This window comes from Sphingomonas kyeonggiensis (assembly GCF_014204495.1).
In the GTDB taxonomy this organism is placed as follows: domain Bacteria; phylum Pseudomonadota; class Alphaproteobacteria; order Sphingomonadales; family Sphingomonadaceae; genus Sphingomonas; species Sphingomonas kyeonggiensis_A.
In genome coordinates, this window is sequence record NZ_JACHLN010000002.1 from 1,125,478 (window position 1) to 1,140,743 (window position 15,266).

Here is a 15,266-nt window from a genome sequence, read left to right on the forward strand (position 1 = left end):
TCTCGCGGAAAGGGCCTTCCAAATTCCAGCCGGAGCTAGCGTGCTACGCTCAGCCCGCCTTTTCCTTCTTGGCATAGACGCGGACCGGCTCCTTGGTGCCGGCGACCACGTCCTTGTCGACCACGACCTCGTCCACCCCGTCCATCGACGGCAGGTCGAACATCGTGTCGAGCAGGATGCCCTCCAGGATCGAGCGGAGACCGCGTGCGCCCGTCTTGCGCTCGATCGCCTTCTTCGAGACGGCAGTAAGCGCGTCGTCGTTGAAGCCGAGCTTCACGCCCTCCATGTCGAACAGCTTCTGGTACTGCTTGACCAGCGCGTTCTTCGGCTCGGTGAGGATCTTGATCAGCGCCTCGACATCGAGGTCCTCGAGCGTCGCGATGACCGGCAGGCGGCCGACGAACTCGGGGATCAGGCCGAACTTGAGGAGATCCTCCGGCTCGACCTGCTTGAGCATCTCGCCCGTGCGGCGCTCGTCCGGCGAGGCGACATGCGCGCCGAAACCGATCGACTTGCCCTGCAGGCGATCGCCGATGATCTTCTCGAGGCCCGAAAAGGCACCGCCGCAGATGAACAGGATGTTGGTCGTGTCCACCTGCAGGAATTCCTGCTGCGGGTGCTTGCGGCCGCCCTGCGGCGGAACCGAAGCCGTGGTGCCTTCCATCAGCTTGAGCAGTGCCTGCTGCACGCCCTCGCCCGACACGTCGCGCGTGATCGACGGGTTCTCGGCCTTGCGGCTGATCTTGTCGATCTCGTCGATGTAGACAATGCCGCGCTGCGCCCGCTCGACATTATAGTCGGAAGCCTGGAGCAGCTTGAGGATGATGTTCTCCACGTCCTCGCCGACATAGCCGGCTTCGGTGAGCGTGGTGGCATCCGCCATGGTGAAGGGCACGTCGAGGATGCGCGCCAGCGTCTGGGCCAGCAGCGTCTTGCCGCAGCCCGTCGGGCCGACGAGCAGGATGTTCGACTTGGAAAGCTCGACGTCCGCGCCCTTGGCGCCGTGGTTCAGCCGCTTGTAGTGGTTGTGCACCGCCACCGACAGCACGCGCTTGGCGCGCTTCTGGCCGATCACATAGTCATCGAGGACGTCGCAGATCTCCTGCGGCGTCGGAACCCCGCCGTCCTTCTTGCTGACGAGCGCGGACTTGGTCTCTTCCCGAATGATATCGTTACAGAGCTCCACGCACTCGTCGCAGATGAACACGGTGGGTCCTGCGATGAGCTTGCGCACTTCGTGCTGCGACTTGCCGCAGAACGAGCAATAGAGCGTGCTCTTCGAGTCTCCGCCGCTAAGCTTGGTCATTCAATTCCATCCTTCGTGCGTCGCGCGCACGTTACGCCACCCGCTATCCTACACGCGGGAGATTATCCGGCAAACTGGAATCTGGCTATTACGCCAGACTCCTTAAGTACCTACTGACGGATCAGGCTGCCGGAGCCTCACCATCCGTCGGCATCGGACGCTTCTCGTAAACCTCGTCGACCAGGCCGAAAGCCTTGGCCTCGTCGGCCTCGAGGAAGGTGTCACGGTCCATCGCACGCTCGATCTCATCGAGCGACTTGCCCGTGTACTTCACGTACAGGTCGTTCATCCGGCGCTTGATGCGCAGGATTTCCTTGGCCTGGATCTCGATGTCCGACGCCATGCCCTGCGCACCGCCCGAGGGCTGATGGATCATGATGCGGGCATTGGTCAGCGCCACGCGCAGGCCCGGCTCACCGGCTGCGAGCAGGAAGCTGCCCATCGACGCTGCCTGGCCGATGCAGACCGTGCCGACGCGCGGACGGATATACTGCATGGTGTCGTGGATCGCCATGCCGGCGGTCACCACGCCACCCGGCGAGTTGATGTACATCCAGATGTCCTTCTTCGGGTTCTCGGACTCGAGGAAAAGCAGCTGGGCAGTGATGAGCGAGGCCATATGGTCCTCGACCGGGCCGGTCACGAAAACGATTCGCTCGCGCAGCAGGCGCGAATAGATGTCGAAGCTGCGCTCACCGCGGCTCGACTGCTCGATGACGATGGGAACGAGACCGCCGGTGACGGGGTCGATGGTCATCTGACCGGAAAGCGGATGCATGGGTGAATGTCTCATTATGTCTGTTTGCCCGCTGCAACATCGGCGCTTGACGAGCGGAGTTCAAGCCTTGGTTATGGTTAGTCTGTGACAAGCGGGTTCGACACCGGCCAGGGGAGACACGGCATCAGCGGAGACGAAGCAGGAAGCGCGCGCGTGACGATGCGCGACGCGGCGATCTGGCTGGTGATCGCCGGGCTGGCGATCCGCCTCGCCTGGCTGGTGCTGGTGCGCGGCCTGTTCGCCCCGTTCGACCTGGGCGAGGCAAGCAGCGCGGTAACCGCGCTCGCCCGGACCGGCACGCTGGCCGATGCCTTCGGACCGGGCACCGGCCCGACCGCGCATCTGATGCCCACGACGATCGTCGGCGCCGCCGCGGTGGCGCGCGTGTTCGGCGATTCGGCGGCGGCCAGCCTGATCCTCAGCCTGTGGACCCTCGCCCTGCTCGGCGCGACCTGGCTGCTTGCCCGCAAGCTGTTCGAACGGGCCGGCTGGCAACCCGCCGCGCTGATCGGCGGGCTTGCACTGCTCTGCCTGCTGCCCGGCCATATCGTGCAGGAAGCCGCGGACTTCCGTGTCTGGGAAGGCGGGCTCGCCACGCTGCTCGCGCTCGCCAATCTCTGGCTGATCGTCACGCTGGACCAGCGCGAGACGATCGCGAGCCAGCCGCTGCTGGTTGGCGCCGCGCTGTCGGCCGCGACCTTCTTCGTCAGCCCCACCACCGGACTGGCGGTCGATGCCTGCTGGGCGTGGCTCGCGCTGCGCCGCCTGCCCTTCCGCCGAACCCTCGCCTTCGCGGCGACCGCCGCGGCCGCGCTGGCGCTGGTCCTCGCGCCCTGGGTGCTGCGCAACGCGCAGGTGATGGGCAGCCCGATCCTGCTGCGCGACAATGTCGGGCTGGAAATGGCGCTGGCCAACTATCCCGGCGCGCTCGATCCCGCCGATCCGCTCGCCGAATCGCAGGCGCGGATGCAGGCGATCCACCCCAACGACAATGAAGCGACCCAGGCCCGGCTGCGCGCCGCCGGCGGCGAAGCCGCCTATTCGCGCGCACTTGCCCGGGAAACCGGCGCCTGGATTCGCGCCAACCCGCTCGACTTCGCCCGGCTGGCGCTGCGGCACTATCGCCAATTCTACTTCCCCGATCGCTGGCAGGGCGCGCTGACCAACTGGGAGGCATTTCCCACGCCGCGGATCGACATGATCCGGCTGGTCGCCGCGCTGGGGCTGGCCGGCCTGCTCGTCGGCCTGATCCGGCGCCGGCGCTTCCACGGCCTGTTCGCGCTCTACATCGCGGTCGCCGGCCTGCCCTATGCGCTGGTCCAGCCCGTGCCCCGATACGCCTATGCCGTCTGGCCGCTGCTCGCCTTTCTTGCCGCCGGCCTGCTCGTCGGAATCTTCGCCCGCTTGCAGGCGCGGGGGCGCACACCCATGATGGCGCAATGACGACGCACACGATCCTGGTCACCGGCGGCTCCGGCTTTGTGGGCAGCCATGTCATCCTCCAGCTGCTGGCGGCGGGGCACAATGTCCGCACCACCGTGCGCAACCTCGCCCGCGAGCCCCAGGTCCGCGCCACGCTCGAAAAGGCAGGTGCCGATACCAGCCGCCTAAGCTTCTTCGCCGCCGATCTGGAGAAGGACGATGGCTGGGCCGAGGCCGTGGCCGGCTGCGACTATGTCCAGCACGTCGCCTCGCCCTTTCCGCAGAGCCAGCCCGAGGACGAACAGGAGCTGATCCGCCCGGCGGTGGACGGCACCCTCCGTGTCCTGCGCGCCGCCCATGCGGCGGGCGTGAAGCGCGCCGTCGTCACCTCCAGCTTCGCCGCGATCGGCTATGGCCATGGCAACCGCTCCGGCGACTATAGCGAAGCGGACTGGACCGATGTGAACGGCCCCGCCGTCCAGCCCTATATGAAATCCAAGACGCTCGCCGAGCGTGCCGCCTGGGACTTTGTCGCGGCCGGGGGCAAGGGGCTGGAGCTGGCGGTGGTCAATCCGGTCGGCATCTTCGGCCCGGCGCTGAATGACGATCTCTCGACCTCGATCTGGCTGGTGAAGTCGATGATCGAAGGCAAGATGCCCGGCCTGCCCGACCTGTGGTTCGGCGTGGTCGATGTCCGCGACGTCGCGAGCCTGCAGATCGAAGCGATGACCCATGCCGATGCTTCGGGCGAACGCTTCCTCGCAGTCGCCGGCCCGGCGATGTCGATTCCGCAGATGGCGGATGTGCTGCGCGCCAACCTCGGCGCGGCTGGCGCCCGCATCACCCGCCGCCGGATCCCAAGCTGGCTGGTGCGGATCATGGCGATCTTCAACCCGATGGCCCGCGAGGCGGCACCGCGCCTCGGCATCCAGTCCAACGCCAGCAACGCCAAGGCGCGCAAGCTGCTCGGCTGGCAGCCGCGGAGCAACGAGGAGGCGATCCTGGCGTCCGCGAAGAGCCTGATCGAGCTGGGGTTGGTCCAGAACCAGTAACCGTCATCCCGGCGAAAGCCGGGATCTCATGCGGCTCCTTACCCGCCATCGCCTGAGATCCCGGCTTTCGCCGGGATGACGGATGTTATTTCAGCGGCCCGGGCTGGGCGAGATAGGCCAGCCGCCGCACCTCGCGCCGTCCGCGCACCACCGTGTCCAGGATCAGTCCGGTGAACAGGTTGAGGAACGCCAGGATCATCAGCCCCGTCGCCAGGATCGCGGTGGGGAAGCGCGGCACCAGCCCGGTCTCGAACCAGGTGAAGGCCAGCGGAATGCTCATCCCGATCGCCAGCAGCGCGAACAGCGCGGCGATCCAGCCGAAGAACAGCATCGGCCGCTCGATCCGGTAGAGCACCGCGATCGTCTTCAGGATGCGCCAGCCGTCGCGATAGGTGTTGAGCTTCGATTCGGAGCCTTCGAGCCGGGCGAAATAGCGGGTCTCCACCTCCCCCACCGGCATCTTGAGCTCGAGCGCGTGCACGCTGATCTCGGTCTCGATCTCGAAACCGGCCGAGAGCACCGGGAAGCTCTTCACGAAGCGGCGCGAGAAGACGCGGTAGCCCGAGAAGATATCGGTGAAGCTGCGGCCGAACAGGCTGGCCAGGATGCCGGTCATCATCCGGTTGCCGAGCACGTGCCCGCGGCGATACGCCTCGGCCGCCTCGTGGACGCGGGTGCCGACGATCATGTCGAGCCCCTCTTCCGCCACCCGCGCGACCATCGCCGCCGCCGAGGCCGGGTCATAGGTCGCGTCGCCATCGGCCATCACATAGATGTCGGCATCGACATCGGCGAACATCCGGCGGACGACATTGCCCTTGCCCTGCATCCGCTCGCTGCGCACCACCGCGCCCGCCGCCCGCGCGACTTCGATCGTGCGGTCGCGGCTGTTGTTGTCATAGACATAGATGGTCGCGTCCGGCAGCGCCTTGCGGAACCCCTCGATCGTCTGGGCGATCGCGGCTTCTTCATTGTAGCAGGGCAGGAGAACGGCGACTTTGGGCATGGTCATGCGCCAGCCATAGGGCCGAAACGGCTGCGTTTCGACAGCAATCTGCGGCGCAAGAAAAAGGCCCCCGCTCCACCCGGGAGCGAGGGCCTGAACTTTTCCGAAGCGGAAAGCCTTAGTCGGCCTTCTTCTTCGCCGGAGCCTTCTTGGCGGGCTTGGCTTCCGCCTCGCCCTCGGCAGCTTCGGCCTTCTTGGCCGGCGCCTTCTTGGCGCCCGGCTTCTTGGCCGGCTCGGCCTCGGCTTCAGCAGCCGGCTCGGCGTCGGCCTTCTTGGCCTTGGCCGGCTTCTTCTCGGCCTTCTCGCCTGCGTCAGCCTTCTTCGACTTGCGCGGCTTGTGGTTGTCGTGGTCGTGGGTGTGCGTGCCGGTGTCGAAACCGTCATCGCTCTCGATCGCGGCTTCCAGCTCCTCGCGAGTCACTTCGCGATCCGAGATCTCGGCCTTGTCGAACAGGAAGTCGACCACCTTGTCCTCGAACAGCGGCGCGCGCAGCTGGGCGGCGGCCATCGGCTCGTTGCGGACATACTGGTAGAAGCGCTCGCGATCGTTCGGGCTGTACTGGGCAGCGGCCTGGGCGATCAGCTGGTTCATCTCGTTCGGGGTGACCTCGACGCCGTTGGCGGTGCCGATCTCCGACAGGAGAAGACCCAGGCGCACGCGGCGCTCGGCGATCTTCACATAGTCCTCGCGCTCGGCGTCCAGCTCGGCCTTGGCAGCGGCCGGATCGGCCTCATGCTCGGCTTCGTGCTGGAGCTGGTGCCAGATCTGGTCGAACTCGGCCTCAACCATCGAGGGCGGAACCTCGAAGTCATGGCCGGCGGCCAGCTGGTCGAGCAGCTTGCGCTTCATATAGGTGCGGGTCAGGCCACCCAGCTGCTGCTCGAGCTGGCCCTTGAGCAGGCCGGTGAGCTGCTCGAGGCTCTGCAGGCCGAGCGTCTTGGCGAAGTCGTCGTTGATCTCGGTCTCGCCGGCGGTCTTCACCGCGGTGATCTTGAGCGCGAACTGCGCCGGCTTGTCGGCCAGGTCGGCCACGCCGTAATCGGCCGGGAAGGTGACGTCGATCGTCTTCTCGTCGCCGGTCTTCACGCCGACGAGCTGGTCCTCGAAGCCCGGGATCAGGCGGCCGGTGCCGATCTCGACCGACATGCCCTCGCCGGTGCCGCCGTCAAAGGCGACGCCGTCGACGGTGCCGACAAAGTCCATGGTCACCTGGTCGCCGGTGGCGGCCTTGTGCTTGGCCGGAGCGTCGGTCCATGCCTTCTGCTGGCCGGCGAGCTGCTTGAGCTGCTCGTTCACCTCGTCGTCGCTGACCGGAACGGTCAGGCGCTCGAGCTTCAGGCCGTCGATCGAAGGAGTCGGAACGTCCGGAAGGACTTCCAGCTCGACCTTGATCTCGGCGTCGCCACCCGGCGCATACTCGCCTTCCAGGCTCACCGACGGCGACACGGCCGGGCGCAGCTTGTTGTCGGCGATCAGCTTCTGCACGCCTTCCTGGATCGAGCTGTTGAGCGCGTCCTGGGCAATCGCCTCGCCATGCATCTTGCGGATCAGGTTGGTCGGCACCTTGCCCGGGCGGAAGCCCGGCATGCGCACCTGCGGAGCAACCCGCTTGACCTCGGCATCGACCTTCTTGTCGATGTCCTTGGCAGTGATCTTGAGCGTGTAGGCGCGCTTCAGGCCCTCGTTCAACGTCTCGACAGTCTGCATTTTTCTCAGGCTTCCAAACTTCAAGAAAAGGAGTCGCGGCGTCCGGTGACGCGGGCAAACGAGCGGCGATGCTGGTGCGGGCGAAGGGACTCGAACCCCCACACCTTTCGATACCAGAACCTAAATCTGGCGCGTCTACCAGTTCCGCCACGCCCGCACAGGGCACCGCCGGTCGGCGGGCTCTATAGCAGTCAGGGGCTTCATCGCAAGGGCGCAAGAAACTTCATCGCGACACGAAGCGTTGGTCAGGCGAAACAAGGAGACCGAACGTGCCCGTTGAGCCCCCTGTCCAGCCGACCGTGCCGCCCCCCGAGCAGCCGCCCGCGCCGCAGCCGGGCCAGCCGATCAGCCCGCCACCGGAACTCGATCCGCCGGCGCCGGATATCGACGTGCCCTCGCCCCAGCCGTCCACGCCGACCGTCCCGGCGCCGGGGCAGCCCATCGCTTAGAACAAGGAGAGAGAGGATGAACGACAGCAACAGCAATCGTGACGACCCGCGCTCCGATCTCCAGCAGATCGTCGAGGCGCGCGCTGACGCCGTGAAGCGCGGCGAAGGCGGCGACGGCCATTCGCCGCTGGCGGATGCCGGAGCCCCGGACGGAGTCGGCGGCACCGCCGGTGACGTCAGGAACCAAGACGCGGACGCGCAGTAACGCCCGGGCGCCCATGATAGACAAGCACATGAAAAAGCTTCGGCTGCGCTGCGAAATCGGCGAGCCGGAGGAAGAAGCCCTGCGCGCTGCGCTGATCGGCCCGATCGACTTCCCTGCGGAAACCGTGGTGGTGCGTCGGGGCGAGCGGCTCAACAGCTCGATCCTGCTGCTCGACGGTCTGCTCGCGCGGTACAAGGACCTGAGCGACGGCCAGCGCCAGATCACCCACATCCACGTGCCCGGCGATTTCGCCGACCTGCACGGCTATACGCTCGGCTATCTCGATCACAATGTGATGACGCTGACGCCGTGCCGCCTCGCCCGCGCCCCGCACGTCCGCGTGCTCGAGCTGACCAACCGCTTCCCCAGCCTCACCCGCGCCTTCTGGTTCTCGACCAATCTCGACGCGAGCATCCACCGTGAATGGGAAGTGTCGCTGGGCCGGCGCAACGCGATCGAGCGCGCGGCGCACCTGCTGTGCGAGCTCCAGTCGCGCCTGCTCGTGGTCGGCGCGGCGGAAGGCAACAGCTTCCGCCTGCCGATCACCCAGAACCAGTTCGCCGAATGCCTGGGCCTGACCGGGGTCCATGTGAACCGCGTGCTGCGCGAGCTGCGCGAAGCCGGACTGGCCGATTTCCGCGGCGGCAAGGTAACCGTCCATGATCGGGGTGCGCTGGAAGGACTCGCCGAGTTCGACGCGCTGTACCTCTATCTCGACAAGCCGGCGAACTGATCGGAATCCACGTTCCCCGGCCCATGCCGGGGAACACCTGGAGGCATGCCCCGTCTAGTCTTCGGCGGCGCCCTCGCCCCGCTTGCGCGCGATCTCGGCGCTTTCGCCCTTGAGCGGCTTCGACACCGGGCAGACTTCCTGAAGGTAGGAGTTGAGCGTGTTGGCCAGACTGTCCGGCACCAGCCGGTAATGCACATATTGGCCACGCTTCTCGCTGGTCACCAGCCCGGCATTCTCCAGCACCGCCAGATGCTGCGAAACCGCCGGCTTGGAAATCTCGAACCGCGCGGCAATCTCGCCCGCGGTCAGCTCCGCATGGCTGAGATAGGCGAGGATCTTGCGCCGAACGGTGGACGACAGGGCTTCGAAGACGCGTTGCATATCGGACTATTTAAGTGATTTCTTCATTGCTTTCCAGCCGAATCACGATATCGATTAGGCAGTGACTTAATTACCTAAAAGGTGATTCCATGTCCGAAGCCGCAATCGATGCCGCCCGAAGCGACGCCCATGCCGTCAACAGCTTGATCGAGACGCCCGACGCCGACCCTAAGCACGGACGCGTGGTCTGGGACCCCGCCCATTCGCTTTGGAACGGCGGGATGATGGCGGGAGCGCTGGTGCTCGGGCCGCTCACCTTCACACCCGCTGCCTTCGCAGCGTTCGCCCTCACTACCGGTGCGACGCTGCTGCTCGGCCATTCGGTCGGCTTCCACCGCCGCCTGATCCATCGCAGCTTCGCCTGCCCGCTCTGGCTGGAGCGCGTGCTGGTCTGGTTCGGCACCGCGGTCGGGATGAGCGGCCCGCACTGGATCATCCGCACCCACGACCTGCGCGACTGGGCCCAGCGCCAGCCGCACTGCCATCCCTATCTCAGTCATGCCGGGGGCATCGTCCGCGACGCCTGGTGGCAGCTCCATTGCCGGCTCGAACTTGCTCACCCGCCCCGTTTCGATCTTGGCCGCGCCGGGCAGGACCGCTTCTATCGCTTCCTCGAGGCGAGCTGGATGGCCCAGCAGCTTCCGATCACAGCCGTGCTCTTTTGGGCCGGCGGCTGGGGCTTCGTGGTCTGGGGCGTCTGCGCCCGGGTGTTCATCTGCGTCCACGGCCATTGGCTGGTCGGCCACCTCGCCCATACGCGCGGCCCGCAGAGCTGGATCGTCCAGGGCGCCGGCGTACAGGCGCATGACGTGCCCTGGGCCGGTTTCATCACCATGGGCGAGGCCTGGCATAACAACCACCACGCCTTTCCCGGCTCGGCGCGGATCGGCCTCTATCCCGGCCAGAGCGATCCCGGCTTCCTCTTCATCCGCCTGCTCGAAACGCTCGGCTTGGCCTGGGACATCCGCACCCCGGCTAGCCTGCCGCCCCGCGCCGAACTGGTGGAGGCGCATGCATGAGAACATCCTTCCCGCTTGGCCGCGTCATTGGTGGCGTGCTGCTCGCCGCGCTGGCAGCGTCGCTCGTCCTCAGCATCCCGTTCGGGACGTTCGGCCTTGTCGTCTTCCCGATCGCCTATCTACCAACCGCCATGATCGGCGCGCTGGTGGCATTGCCGCTCTACTGGCTGCTCCACCGATTCGGCATCCAACGCGGCTGGATAGCGCCGCTGGCAGGGCTGCTCGCCGGAATCGGCGGCATGTTCTGGCTAGACGATCCGTTCGCCAGCCACCCGCTTGTCGCAACGCCCTATTGGTATGCCGCAGCAGGGATCGCCGGCGGCTGCGCCTTCTGGTGGCGAATGCGGTCTAGTTTGCCACCCGCCGCGCAGTGAGGATCTTCACCTGCGCGGCGGGAATCTCGCCCTTGAAATAGCCGCCGGTCAGTGTCGCAGTGGGCGAGTTGGGCGCGTCGAAGATCTTGAGAACGACATCCTTGCCGTCGACGACATGGGCAAAGGCCGCGAAGCCCAGATTGTCGCCCGGCTTGCTCGGATCGGCATCGAACGAGGGCTGGTCGCCGAGCAGGATGGTGAAGTCGCCCCGCGCGGTCCCCGGCGCGCGGCGCGGGGTCGAAAGCGTGAAATCGGTATGCTTGATGCCGGTAACCGTGGTCGGCTCATGCTTGATCGGCGGCAGCACCTTGCCCGGCGCGCCGTTCACGCCGAACTGCACGAAGCCGAAATGGTCCTGCACCTTCACCACCCGGTAGAAGGGCGCGCCATCGAGCCGCTTCTGGTCGACATAGCGCAGGAAATTGCCCCCGCTGATCGGCGCGTGGACATTGTCCACCTCGACCGTGATCACCCCGGCACTGGTGGTCAGCGCCACGCGCGGCAGCGGCTTGGCGGGCGTCGCCGACGGCACTGGCGCGGGAGCCGGGGCCGGCGCGGTCTGCGCCATGGCCGGAAGCGCCGACAGGGTCAGCAGGCAGGCGGTCAGCGTCCGGATCATGATCCCTCCTGTTTCGTCGCAGCGACCCGCGGGCAGGCATAGGCCTGTTTGTAGGTCTGGCCCCAGCAGCGGCGCAAGGCATCGAGCACGTTCAGGTTGAGCGGCCACTGGATGCGCCACGGGTTGCCGTCCGGCATCAGGATCGGCTTGCCCTTGTCGTCGCGCGCCACTTCGTCGAAATCGGCAGGTTTGGGCGTGGCGGCGAGCTTCGCGCGTGCCGCCTCCAGCCCGTCCTTGTCCCCGCGCAGGAACGCGATGCTGCCATCGACATAGAGCGCCCAGGCACCCCCCTGGTCCCCGCCGGTGCGCTTACGCGCCCGTTGGAACAGCCCGATCGCTGCATCGGTCTCGCCGGCATTGGCGCGCATCTGCCCCTCATGCCAGAAGAGCGTCGAGAGCTCCGCCTTGTGCGCCTCGCGCCAGTCGCGAATCGCCTCGGCCGCCGCATGCTCGCAGCCCCGATTCGCCAGCGCCCGCCAGCCACCGTCCAGGTCCTGGTCGAACCGGTCCTGATCGAGCGCGATCAGTGCCGCGCGGTCATAGCTGCAGTCCGCCGCCTGCGCGGGAGAAAGGAAAAGCAATGCCGAAAGGATCGTGATCATCGCTTTCCCCTTTCGCAACCTCAGCCCGCGAGCGCCTTCTTGAGCAACTCGTTGACCACCGCCGGATTGGCCTTGCCCGCCATCGCCTTCATCGTCTGGCCGACGAAGAAGCCGAACAGCGCTTCCTTCCCGCCGCGATACTGCTCGAGCTGGCCGGGGTTCTTGGCGAGGATCTCCGCGATCACCGCCTCGATCGCGCCGGTGTCACTGGTCTGCTTGAGCCCGCGCTCCTCGACGATCTTGCCTGCGGCATCGCCGGTCTCGAGCATGATCTCGAACACCTGCTTGGCGAGCGGGCCCGACAGCGTGCCGTCTGCGGCCAGCGCCAGCAGCTCGGCGCCCTGCTCCGGGCTCACCGGCGAGGTGTCGAGATCCTTGTTCAGGCGGTTGAGCGCGCCATACAGGTCCGACAGCAGCCAGTTGGCCGAAGCACGGGCGACTTCCTGCTCGCCCTTCTTCTGGATGCGCGCGCCCTCGGCGAGCAGCGCCTCGAACCAGCGGGCAGTGTCCGCATCGGCCGTCAGCGTCGCGGCATTGTACGCGCTCAGCCCCAGCGCCTGCTCATAGCGGCGGCGCTTGGCGTCGGGCAGCTCGGGCAGGCTGGCGCGGCACTCCTCGAGGAAGGCATCGTCCAGCTCGAGCGGCAGCAGGTCGGGATCGGGGAAGTAGCGATAATCGTGCGCGTCTTCCTTCGAGCGCATCGACCGGGTCTCGCCCTTGTCCGGATCGAACAACCGGGTTTCCTGGACGATCTTGCCGCCGGCCTCGAGCACTTCGACCTGGCGCCGCGCCTCGATCTCCACCGTCTGCATGACGAAGCGGACCGAGTTGACGTTCTTGGTCTCGGTGCGGGTGCCGAACTCGGCGCCCGGCTTACGGACCGAGACGTTCACGTCGGCGCGCATCGAGCCCTGATCCATGTTGCCGTCGCACGAGCCGACATAGCGCAGGATCGCGCGCAGCTTGCTGAGATAGGCCCCAGCCTCCTGCGGCGAGCGCATGTCGGGCTTCGACACGATCTCCATCAGCGCCACGCCGGCGCGGTTGAGATCGACATACGAGCGCGTCGGATGCTGGTCGTGCATCAGCTTGCCGGCGTCCTGCTCGACATGGATGCGCTCGATGCCGATCGTCTTGACGTTGGCCTCGGGATCCTTGTCGTCCAGGCTGATCTCGATCTGCCCCTCGCCCACCAGCGGGTGGAAGAGCTGGCTGATCTGATAGCCCTGCGGCAGATCGGCGTAGAAATAGTTCTTGCGGTCGAAGCGCGACCATTTGTTGATCACCGCGCCGATCGCCATGCCGGTGCGCACCGCCTGGCGGATGCACTCCTGGTTCGGCGTGGGCAGCATGCCCGGCATCGCCGCGTCGATCAGGCTCACCTGGCTGTTCGGCTCTGCGCCGAACGCCGTCGCCGCGCCCGAGAAGAGCTTGGCGTTGGACGTGACCTGGGCGTGGACTTCAAGGCCGATCACGACCTCCCATTCGCCGGTTTCGCCCTGGATGCGGTACGTGGATTCGCTCATTTACCGACCTTCTCCGCCCGCCGTGGCGAGCGCTTCATTCGCTTGTGCCGGGACCTGAAATCCGGGTCCGGCGCCATATCCCGCCGCTTCCTGCCGAGATCGCCGAACCAGCTGGCGATCTCCTGGATCAGGATGTCGGCGAACCAACTCATCTTACCACCATTGCTCCGGCCGCGCCGTGAACCCGGCGCGCTGCTCGATCGCGAGGCCGGCGCCCAGCACGCCCTGCTCGTCGAGCGGCTTGCCGATGATCTGCAGACCAAGCGGCAGCCCGGCGCTGTCGAGCCCGGCGGGCACGCTCATCGCCGGCAGGCCGGCCAGGCTGGCGGGCACGGTGAACACGTCGTTGAGGTACATCGCCAGCGGATCGGCCGACTTCTCGCCCAGCGCGAACGCCGCGCTCGGCGCCGTCGGGGTCAGCAGCAGGTCGCACAGCGTGAAGGCGTTCTCGAAATCCTGCGCGATCAGCGTGCGCACCTTCGATGCCTGAGTGAAATAGGCATCGTAAAAGCCCGCCGACAGCACATAGGTGCCGATCAGGATGCGGCGCTGCACTTCGGGGCCGAAGCCCGCCGCGCGCGTCGCCGCGTACATTTCCTGCAGGTTCTGGCCATCGGCCAGCTCGCGCAGCCCGTAGCGCACGCCGTCATAGCGGGCGAGGTTCGAAGAAGCCTCTGCCGGCGCGATGATGTAATAGGTCGGCAGCGCGTACTTCGTGTGCGGAAGGCTGACTTCCACCACCTCGGCGCCGGCGTCCTTCACCCAGGCGATGCCCTGGTCCCAGAGCTTCAGGATCTCCTCGGGCGTGCCGTCGAGGCGATATTCCTTGGGAATACCGATCTTCTTGCCCTTGAGGTCGCCCGAAAGCAGCTCTTCCCACTTCGGCACCGGCAGGTTCAGCGAGGTCGAGTCCTTGGGATCGAAACCCACCATGTTCTCAAGCAGGATCGCGCAGTCCTTCACGTCGCGCGCCATCGGCCCGGCCTGGTCCAGCGACGAGGCGAAGGCGACCACGCCCCAGCGCGAGCAGCGGCCATAGGTCGGCTTGATGCCGCTGATGCCGGTGAACGCCGCGGGCTGGCGGATCGAGCCGCCGGTGTCGGTGCCGGTGGCACCCGGCACCAGCCGCGCCGAGATCGCCGCCGAGCTGCCGCCCGAAGAGCCGCCGGGGGCCAGCGGGGCATTGTCGCCGCCGCCACGCCGCCAGGGCGAGATCACGTTGCCGAAATACGAAGTCTCGTTCGACGAACCCATCGCGAACTGATCGAGGTTGAGCTTGCCGAGCATGCCGGCACCCGCGTCCCACAGCTTCTGCGAGACGGTCGATTCATAGACCGGCTTGAAGCCTTCCAGCATGTGGCTGGCGGCGGTGGTCTGCACGCCCTTGGTAGCGAACAGGTCCTTCATGCCGATCGGCACGCCGGCGAGCGGCTTGAGCGCCTCGCCCCTGGCCAGCGCCTCGTCGGCGGCGGCAGCGGCGGCGAGCGCATGCTCGGGGGTTTCGACGATGAAGGCGTTGAGCGCCTTGGCCTTGCTCACCTTGACGATGAAGGCATCGGCGACTTCGCGGGCCGAAAAGGTGCCGGCGCGCACGCCGTCGCGCAGGGCGGCTACGCCCAGATCGGTGATCTCGGTCATTATTCGACCACCTTCGGCACGGTGAAGAACCCGTGCTCGCCCTGCGGTGCGTTCTGCAGCACGGCGTCGCGCTGGTTGCCCTCGGTCACCACGTCCTCGCGGAGGCGCAGCTTGTTGGGGATCACGGCGGTCATCGGCTCGACCGACGAGGTATCGACCTCGCCGAGCTGCTCGATCCAGCCCAGGATGTTGTTGAGCTCGGGCGCGAGGCGCTCGGCATCGGCATCGCTGATCGCGATGCGAGCCAGGCTCGCCACCTTCTTCACGGTTGCGGTATCGACGGACATGGGAGGCGCCTAACAGCCGCGCCCCGCGCCTTCAAGCGCTGGCTTGCGCGGCTCCCGTCCGTGCGGGGTGGTAAAGTGAATTTCCGGTGCTTTATGGTGGTGCCTGCAAGCGCAGTTGCGCCGGGCGAAATCGCGCCCGCCGGGAATGCGATTGCAACAAA

Annotated in this window: 18 protein-coding genes and 1 tRNA gene; 7 read left to right on the plus strand and 12 right to left on the minus strand. The window is 66.7% G+C overall.

Annotated features, from left to right (window positions below):
• Positions 1-49: 49 nt before the first annotated feature.
• Both clpX and HNP52_RS12940 read right to left on the minus strand, forming a co-directional pair.
• Positions 50-1,306 (minus strand): ATP-dependent Clp protease ATP-binding subunit ClpX, encoded by a 1,257-nt coding sequence (clpX, locus tag HNP52_RS12935; protein WP_184167662.1) that lies wholly within the window; start codon positions 1,304-1,306, stop codon positions 50-52.
• 121 nt (positions 1,307-1,427) lie between these two features.
• Entirely contained in the window at positions 1,428-2,063 is a 636-nt protein-coding gene (locus tag HNP52_RS12940; RefSeq protein ID WP_184167666.1) for an ATP-dependent Clp protease proteolytic subunit, read from the minus strand.
• Between the two features lie 174 nt (positions 2,064-2,237).
• On the opposite strand from HNP52_RS12940, the gene HNP52_RS12945 reads away from it, so the two are divergent.
• Positions 2,238-3,527 (plus strand): hypothetical protein, encoded by a 1,290-nt coding sequence (locus HNP52_RS12945; protein ID WP_184167669.1) that lies wholly within the window; start codon positions 2,238-2,240, stop codon positions 3,525-3,527.
• The gene (locus HNP52_RS12950; RefSeq protein ID WP_184167672.1) at positions 3,524-4,558 is read left to right on the plus strand and encodes an aldehyde reductase; all 1,035 of its coding nucleotides are present in this window, start codon (positions 3,524-3,526) and stop codon (positions 4,556-4,558) included. The genes HNP52_RS12945 and HNP52_RS12950 overlap by 4 nt, the downstream gene beginning before the upstream one ends.
• An 85-nt stretch (positions 4,559-4,643) precedes the next feature.
• On the opposite strand, the gene HNP52_RS12955 is transcribed toward HNP52_RS12950, so the two are convergent.
• From HNP52_RS12955 to HNP52_RS12965, 3 genes are all read right to left on the minus strand, one after another.
• The gene (locus HNP52_RS12955; protein WP_184167675.1) at positions 4,644-5,570 is read right to left on the minus strand and encodes a glycosyltransferase family 2 protein; all 927 of its coding nucleotides are present in this window, start codon (positions 5,568-5,570) and stop codon (positions 4,644-4,646) included.
• 112 nt (positions 5,571-5,682) lie between these two features.
• On the minus strand, positions 5,683-7,272 hold the full coding sequence (tig, locus tag HNP52_RS12960) for a trigger factor (protein WP_184167678.1): 1,590 nt from the start codon (positions 7,270-7,272) through the stop codon (positions 5,683-5,685).
• Positions 7,273-7,344: 72 nt separating this feature from the next.
• A tRNA-Leu gene (locus HNP52_RS12965) sits at positions 7,345-7,429 on the minus strand.
• Between the two features lie 112 nt (positions 7,430-7,541).
• On the opposite strand from HNP52_RS12965, the gene HNP52_RS12970 reads away from it, so the two are divergent.
• From HNP52_RS12970 to HNP52_RS12980, 3 genes are read left to right on the plus strand one after another with little or no spacing between them, the layout of a single operon-like run.
• On the plus strand, positions 7,542-7,721 hold the full coding sequence (locus tag HNP52_RS12970) for a hypothetical protein (RefSeq protein ID WP_184167681.1): 180 nt from the start codon (positions 7,542-7,544) through the stop codon (positions 7,719-7,721).
• Between the two features lie 16 nt (positions 7,722-7,737).
• Positions 7,738-7,926 (plus strand): hypothetical protein, encoded by a 189-nt coding sequence (locus HNP52_RS12975; RefSeq protein WP_184167684.1) that lies wholly within the window; start codon positions 7,738-7,740, stop codon positions 7,924-7,926.
• Positions 7,927-7,954: 28 nt separating this feature from the next.
• Entirely contained in the window at positions 7,955-8,659 is a 705-nt protein-coding gene (locus HNP52_RS12980; protein ID WP_260396073.1) for a Crp/Fnr family transcriptional regulator, read from the plus strand.
• A gap of 54 nt (positions 8,660-8,713) precedes the next feature.
• Here HNP52_RS12980 and HNP52_RS12985 read toward each other — a convergent pair whose 3' ends face one another.
• Entirely contained in the window at positions 8,714-9,040 is a 327-nt protein-coding gene (locus tag HNP52_RS12985) for a metalloregulator ArsR/SmtB family transcription factor (RefSeq protein WP_184167690.1), read from the minus strand.
• A gap of 89 nt (positions 9,041-9,129) precedes the next feature.
• Here HNP52_RS12985 and HNP52_RS12990 point away from each other — a divergent pair, with 89 nt between their 5' ends.
• Positions 9,130-10,059 carry an acyl-CoA desaturase gene (locus HNP52_RS12990; protein WP_184167693.1) on the plus strand — a complete coding sequence of 310 codons (930 nt, stop codon included), beginning with the start codon at positions 9,130-9,132 and terminating at the stop codon, positions 10,057-10,059.
• Positions 10,056-10,433, plus strand: a complete 378-nt coding sequence (locus HNP52_RS12995; RefSeq protein ID WP_184167695.1) for a hypothetical protein — start codon at positions 10,056-10,058, stop codon at positions 10,431-10,433. The genes HNP52_RS12990 and HNP52_RS12995 overlap by 4 nt, the downstream gene beginning before the upstream one ends.
• On the opposite strand, the gene HNP52_RS13000 is transcribed toward HNP52_RS12995, so the two are convergent.
• The 6 genes from HNP52_RS13000 to gatC are packed head-to-tail and all read right to left on the minus strand — an operon-like array spanning position 10,408 to position 15,105.
• On the minus strand, positions 10,408-11,052 hold the full coding sequence (locus HNP52_RS13000; RefSeq protein WP_184167698.1) for a peptidylprolyl isomerase: 645 nt from the start codon (positions 11,050-11,052) through the stop codon (positions 10,408-10,410). The two genes, HNP52_RS12995 and HNP52_RS13000, sit on opposite strands and share 26 nt — an antisense overlap.
• Positions 11,049-11,654 carry a hypothetical protein gene (locus tag HNP52_RS13005; protein ID WP_184167701.1) on the minus strand — a complete coding sequence of 202 codons (606 nt, stop codon included), beginning with the start codon at positions 11,652-11,654 and terminating at the stop codon, positions 11,049-11,051. Before HNP52_RS13005 ends, HNP52_RS13000 begins: the two co-directional genes overlap by 4 nt.
• Positions 11,655-11,674: 20 nt before the next feature.
• The gene (gene gatB / locus HNP52_RS13010) at positions 11,675-13,180 is read right to left on the minus strand and encodes an Asp-tRNA(Asn)/Glu-tRNA(Gln) amidotransferase subunit GatB (protein WP_184167704.1); all 1,506 of its coding nucleotides are present in this window, start codon (positions 13,178-13,180) and stop codon (positions 11,675-11,677) included.
• Entirely contained in the window at positions 13,177-13,332 is a 156-nt protein-coding gene (locus HNP52_RS13015) for a hypothetical protein (RefSeq protein ID WP_184167707.1), read from the minus strand. The genes gatB and HNP52_RS13015 overlap by 4 nt, the downstream gene beginning before the upstream one ends.
• Position 13,333: 1 nt before the next feature.
• Positions 13,334-14,818, minus strand: a complete 1,485-nt coding sequence (gene gatA / locus HNP52_RS13020; RefSeq protein WP_184167710.1) for an Asp-tRNA(Asn)/Glu-tRNA(Gln) amidotransferase subunit GatA — start codon at positions 14,816-14,818, stop codon at positions 13,334-13,336.
• On the minus strand, positions 14,818-15,105 hold the full coding sequence (gene gatC / locus HNP52_RS13025) for an Asp-tRNA(Asn)/Glu-tRNA(Gln) amidotransferase subunit GatC (protein WP_183994508.1): 288 nt from the start codon (positions 15,103-15,105) through the stop codon (positions 14,818-14,820). Before gatC ends, gatA begins: the two co-directional genes overlap by 1 nt.
• Positions 15,106-15,266: the final 161 nt, after the last annotated feature.

What these genes read in the sequence shown, in the direction of transcription:
- HNP52_RS12950 (WP_184167672.1), top strand. Translation starts at nt 3,524, where the DNA reads ATGACGACGCACACGATCCTGGTCACCGGCGGCTCCGGCTTTGTGGGC.
- gatA (WP_184167710.1), bottom strand. Translation starts at nt 14,818, where the DNA reads ATGACCGAGATCACCGATCTGGGCGTAGCCGCCCTGCGCGACGGCGTG.
- HNP52_RS13000 (WP_184167698.1), bottom strand. Translation starts at nt 11,052, where the DNA reads ATGATCCGGACGCTGACCGCCTGCCTGCTGACCCTGTCGGCGCTTCCG.
- HNP52_RS12995 (WP_184167695.1), top strand. Translation starts at nt 10,056, where the DNA reads ATGAGAACATCCTTCCCGCTTGGCCGCGTCATTGGTGGCGTGCTGCTC.
- HNP52_RS12975 (WP_184167684.1), top strand. Translation starts at nt 7,738, where the DNA reads ATGAACGACAGCAACAGCAATCGTGACGACCCGCGCTCCGATCTCCAG.
- gatB (WP_184167704.1), bottom strand. Translation starts at nt 13,180, where the DNA reads ATGAGCGAATCCACGTACCGCATCCAGGGCGAAACCGGCGAATGGGAG.
- HNP52_RS12940 (WP_184167666.1), bottom strand. Translation starts at nt 2,063, where the DNA reads ATGACCATCGACCCCGTCACCGGCGGTCTCGTTCCCATCGTCATCGAG.
- HNP52_RS12980 (WP_260396073.1), top strand. Translation starts at nt 7,955, where the DNA reads ATGAAAAAGCTTCGGCTGCGCTGCGAAATCGGCGAGCCGGAGGAAGAA.
- HNP52_RS12985 (WP_184167690.1), bottom strand. Translation starts at nt 9,040, where the DNA reads ATGCAACGCGTCTTCGAAGCCCTGTCGTCCACCGTTCGGCGCAAGATC.
- clpX (WP_184167662.1), bottom strand. Translation starts at nt 1,306, where the DNA reads ATGACCAAGCTTAGCGGCGGAGACTCGAAGAGCACGCTCTATTGCTCG.
- gatC (WP_183994508.1), bottom strand. Translation starts at nt 15,105, where the DNA reads ATGTCCGTCGATACCGCAACCGTGAAGAAGGTGGCGAGCCTGGCTCGC.
- HNP52_RS12955 (WP_184167675.1), bottom strand. Translation starts at nt 5,570, where the DNA reads ATGACCATGCCCAAAGTCGCCGTTCTCCTGCCCTGCTACAATGAAGAA.
- tig (WP_184167678.1), bottom strand. Translation starts at nt 7,272, where the DNA reads ATGCAGACTGTCGAGACGTTGAACGAGGGCCTGAAGCGCGCCTACACG.
- HNP52_RS12990 (WP_184167693.1), top strand. Translation starts at nt 9,130, where the DNA reads ATGTCCGAAGCCGCAATCGATGCCGCCCGAAGCGACGCCCATGCCGTC.
- HNP52_RS13015 (WP_184167707.1), bottom strand. Translation starts at nt 13,332, where the DNA reads ATGAGTTGGTTCGCCGACATCCTGATCCAGGAGATCGCCAGCTGGTTC.
- HNP52_RS13005 (WP_184167701.1), bottom strand. Translation starts at nt 11,654, where the DNA reads ATGATCACGATCCTTTCGGCATTGCTTTTCCTTTCTCCCGCGCAGGCG.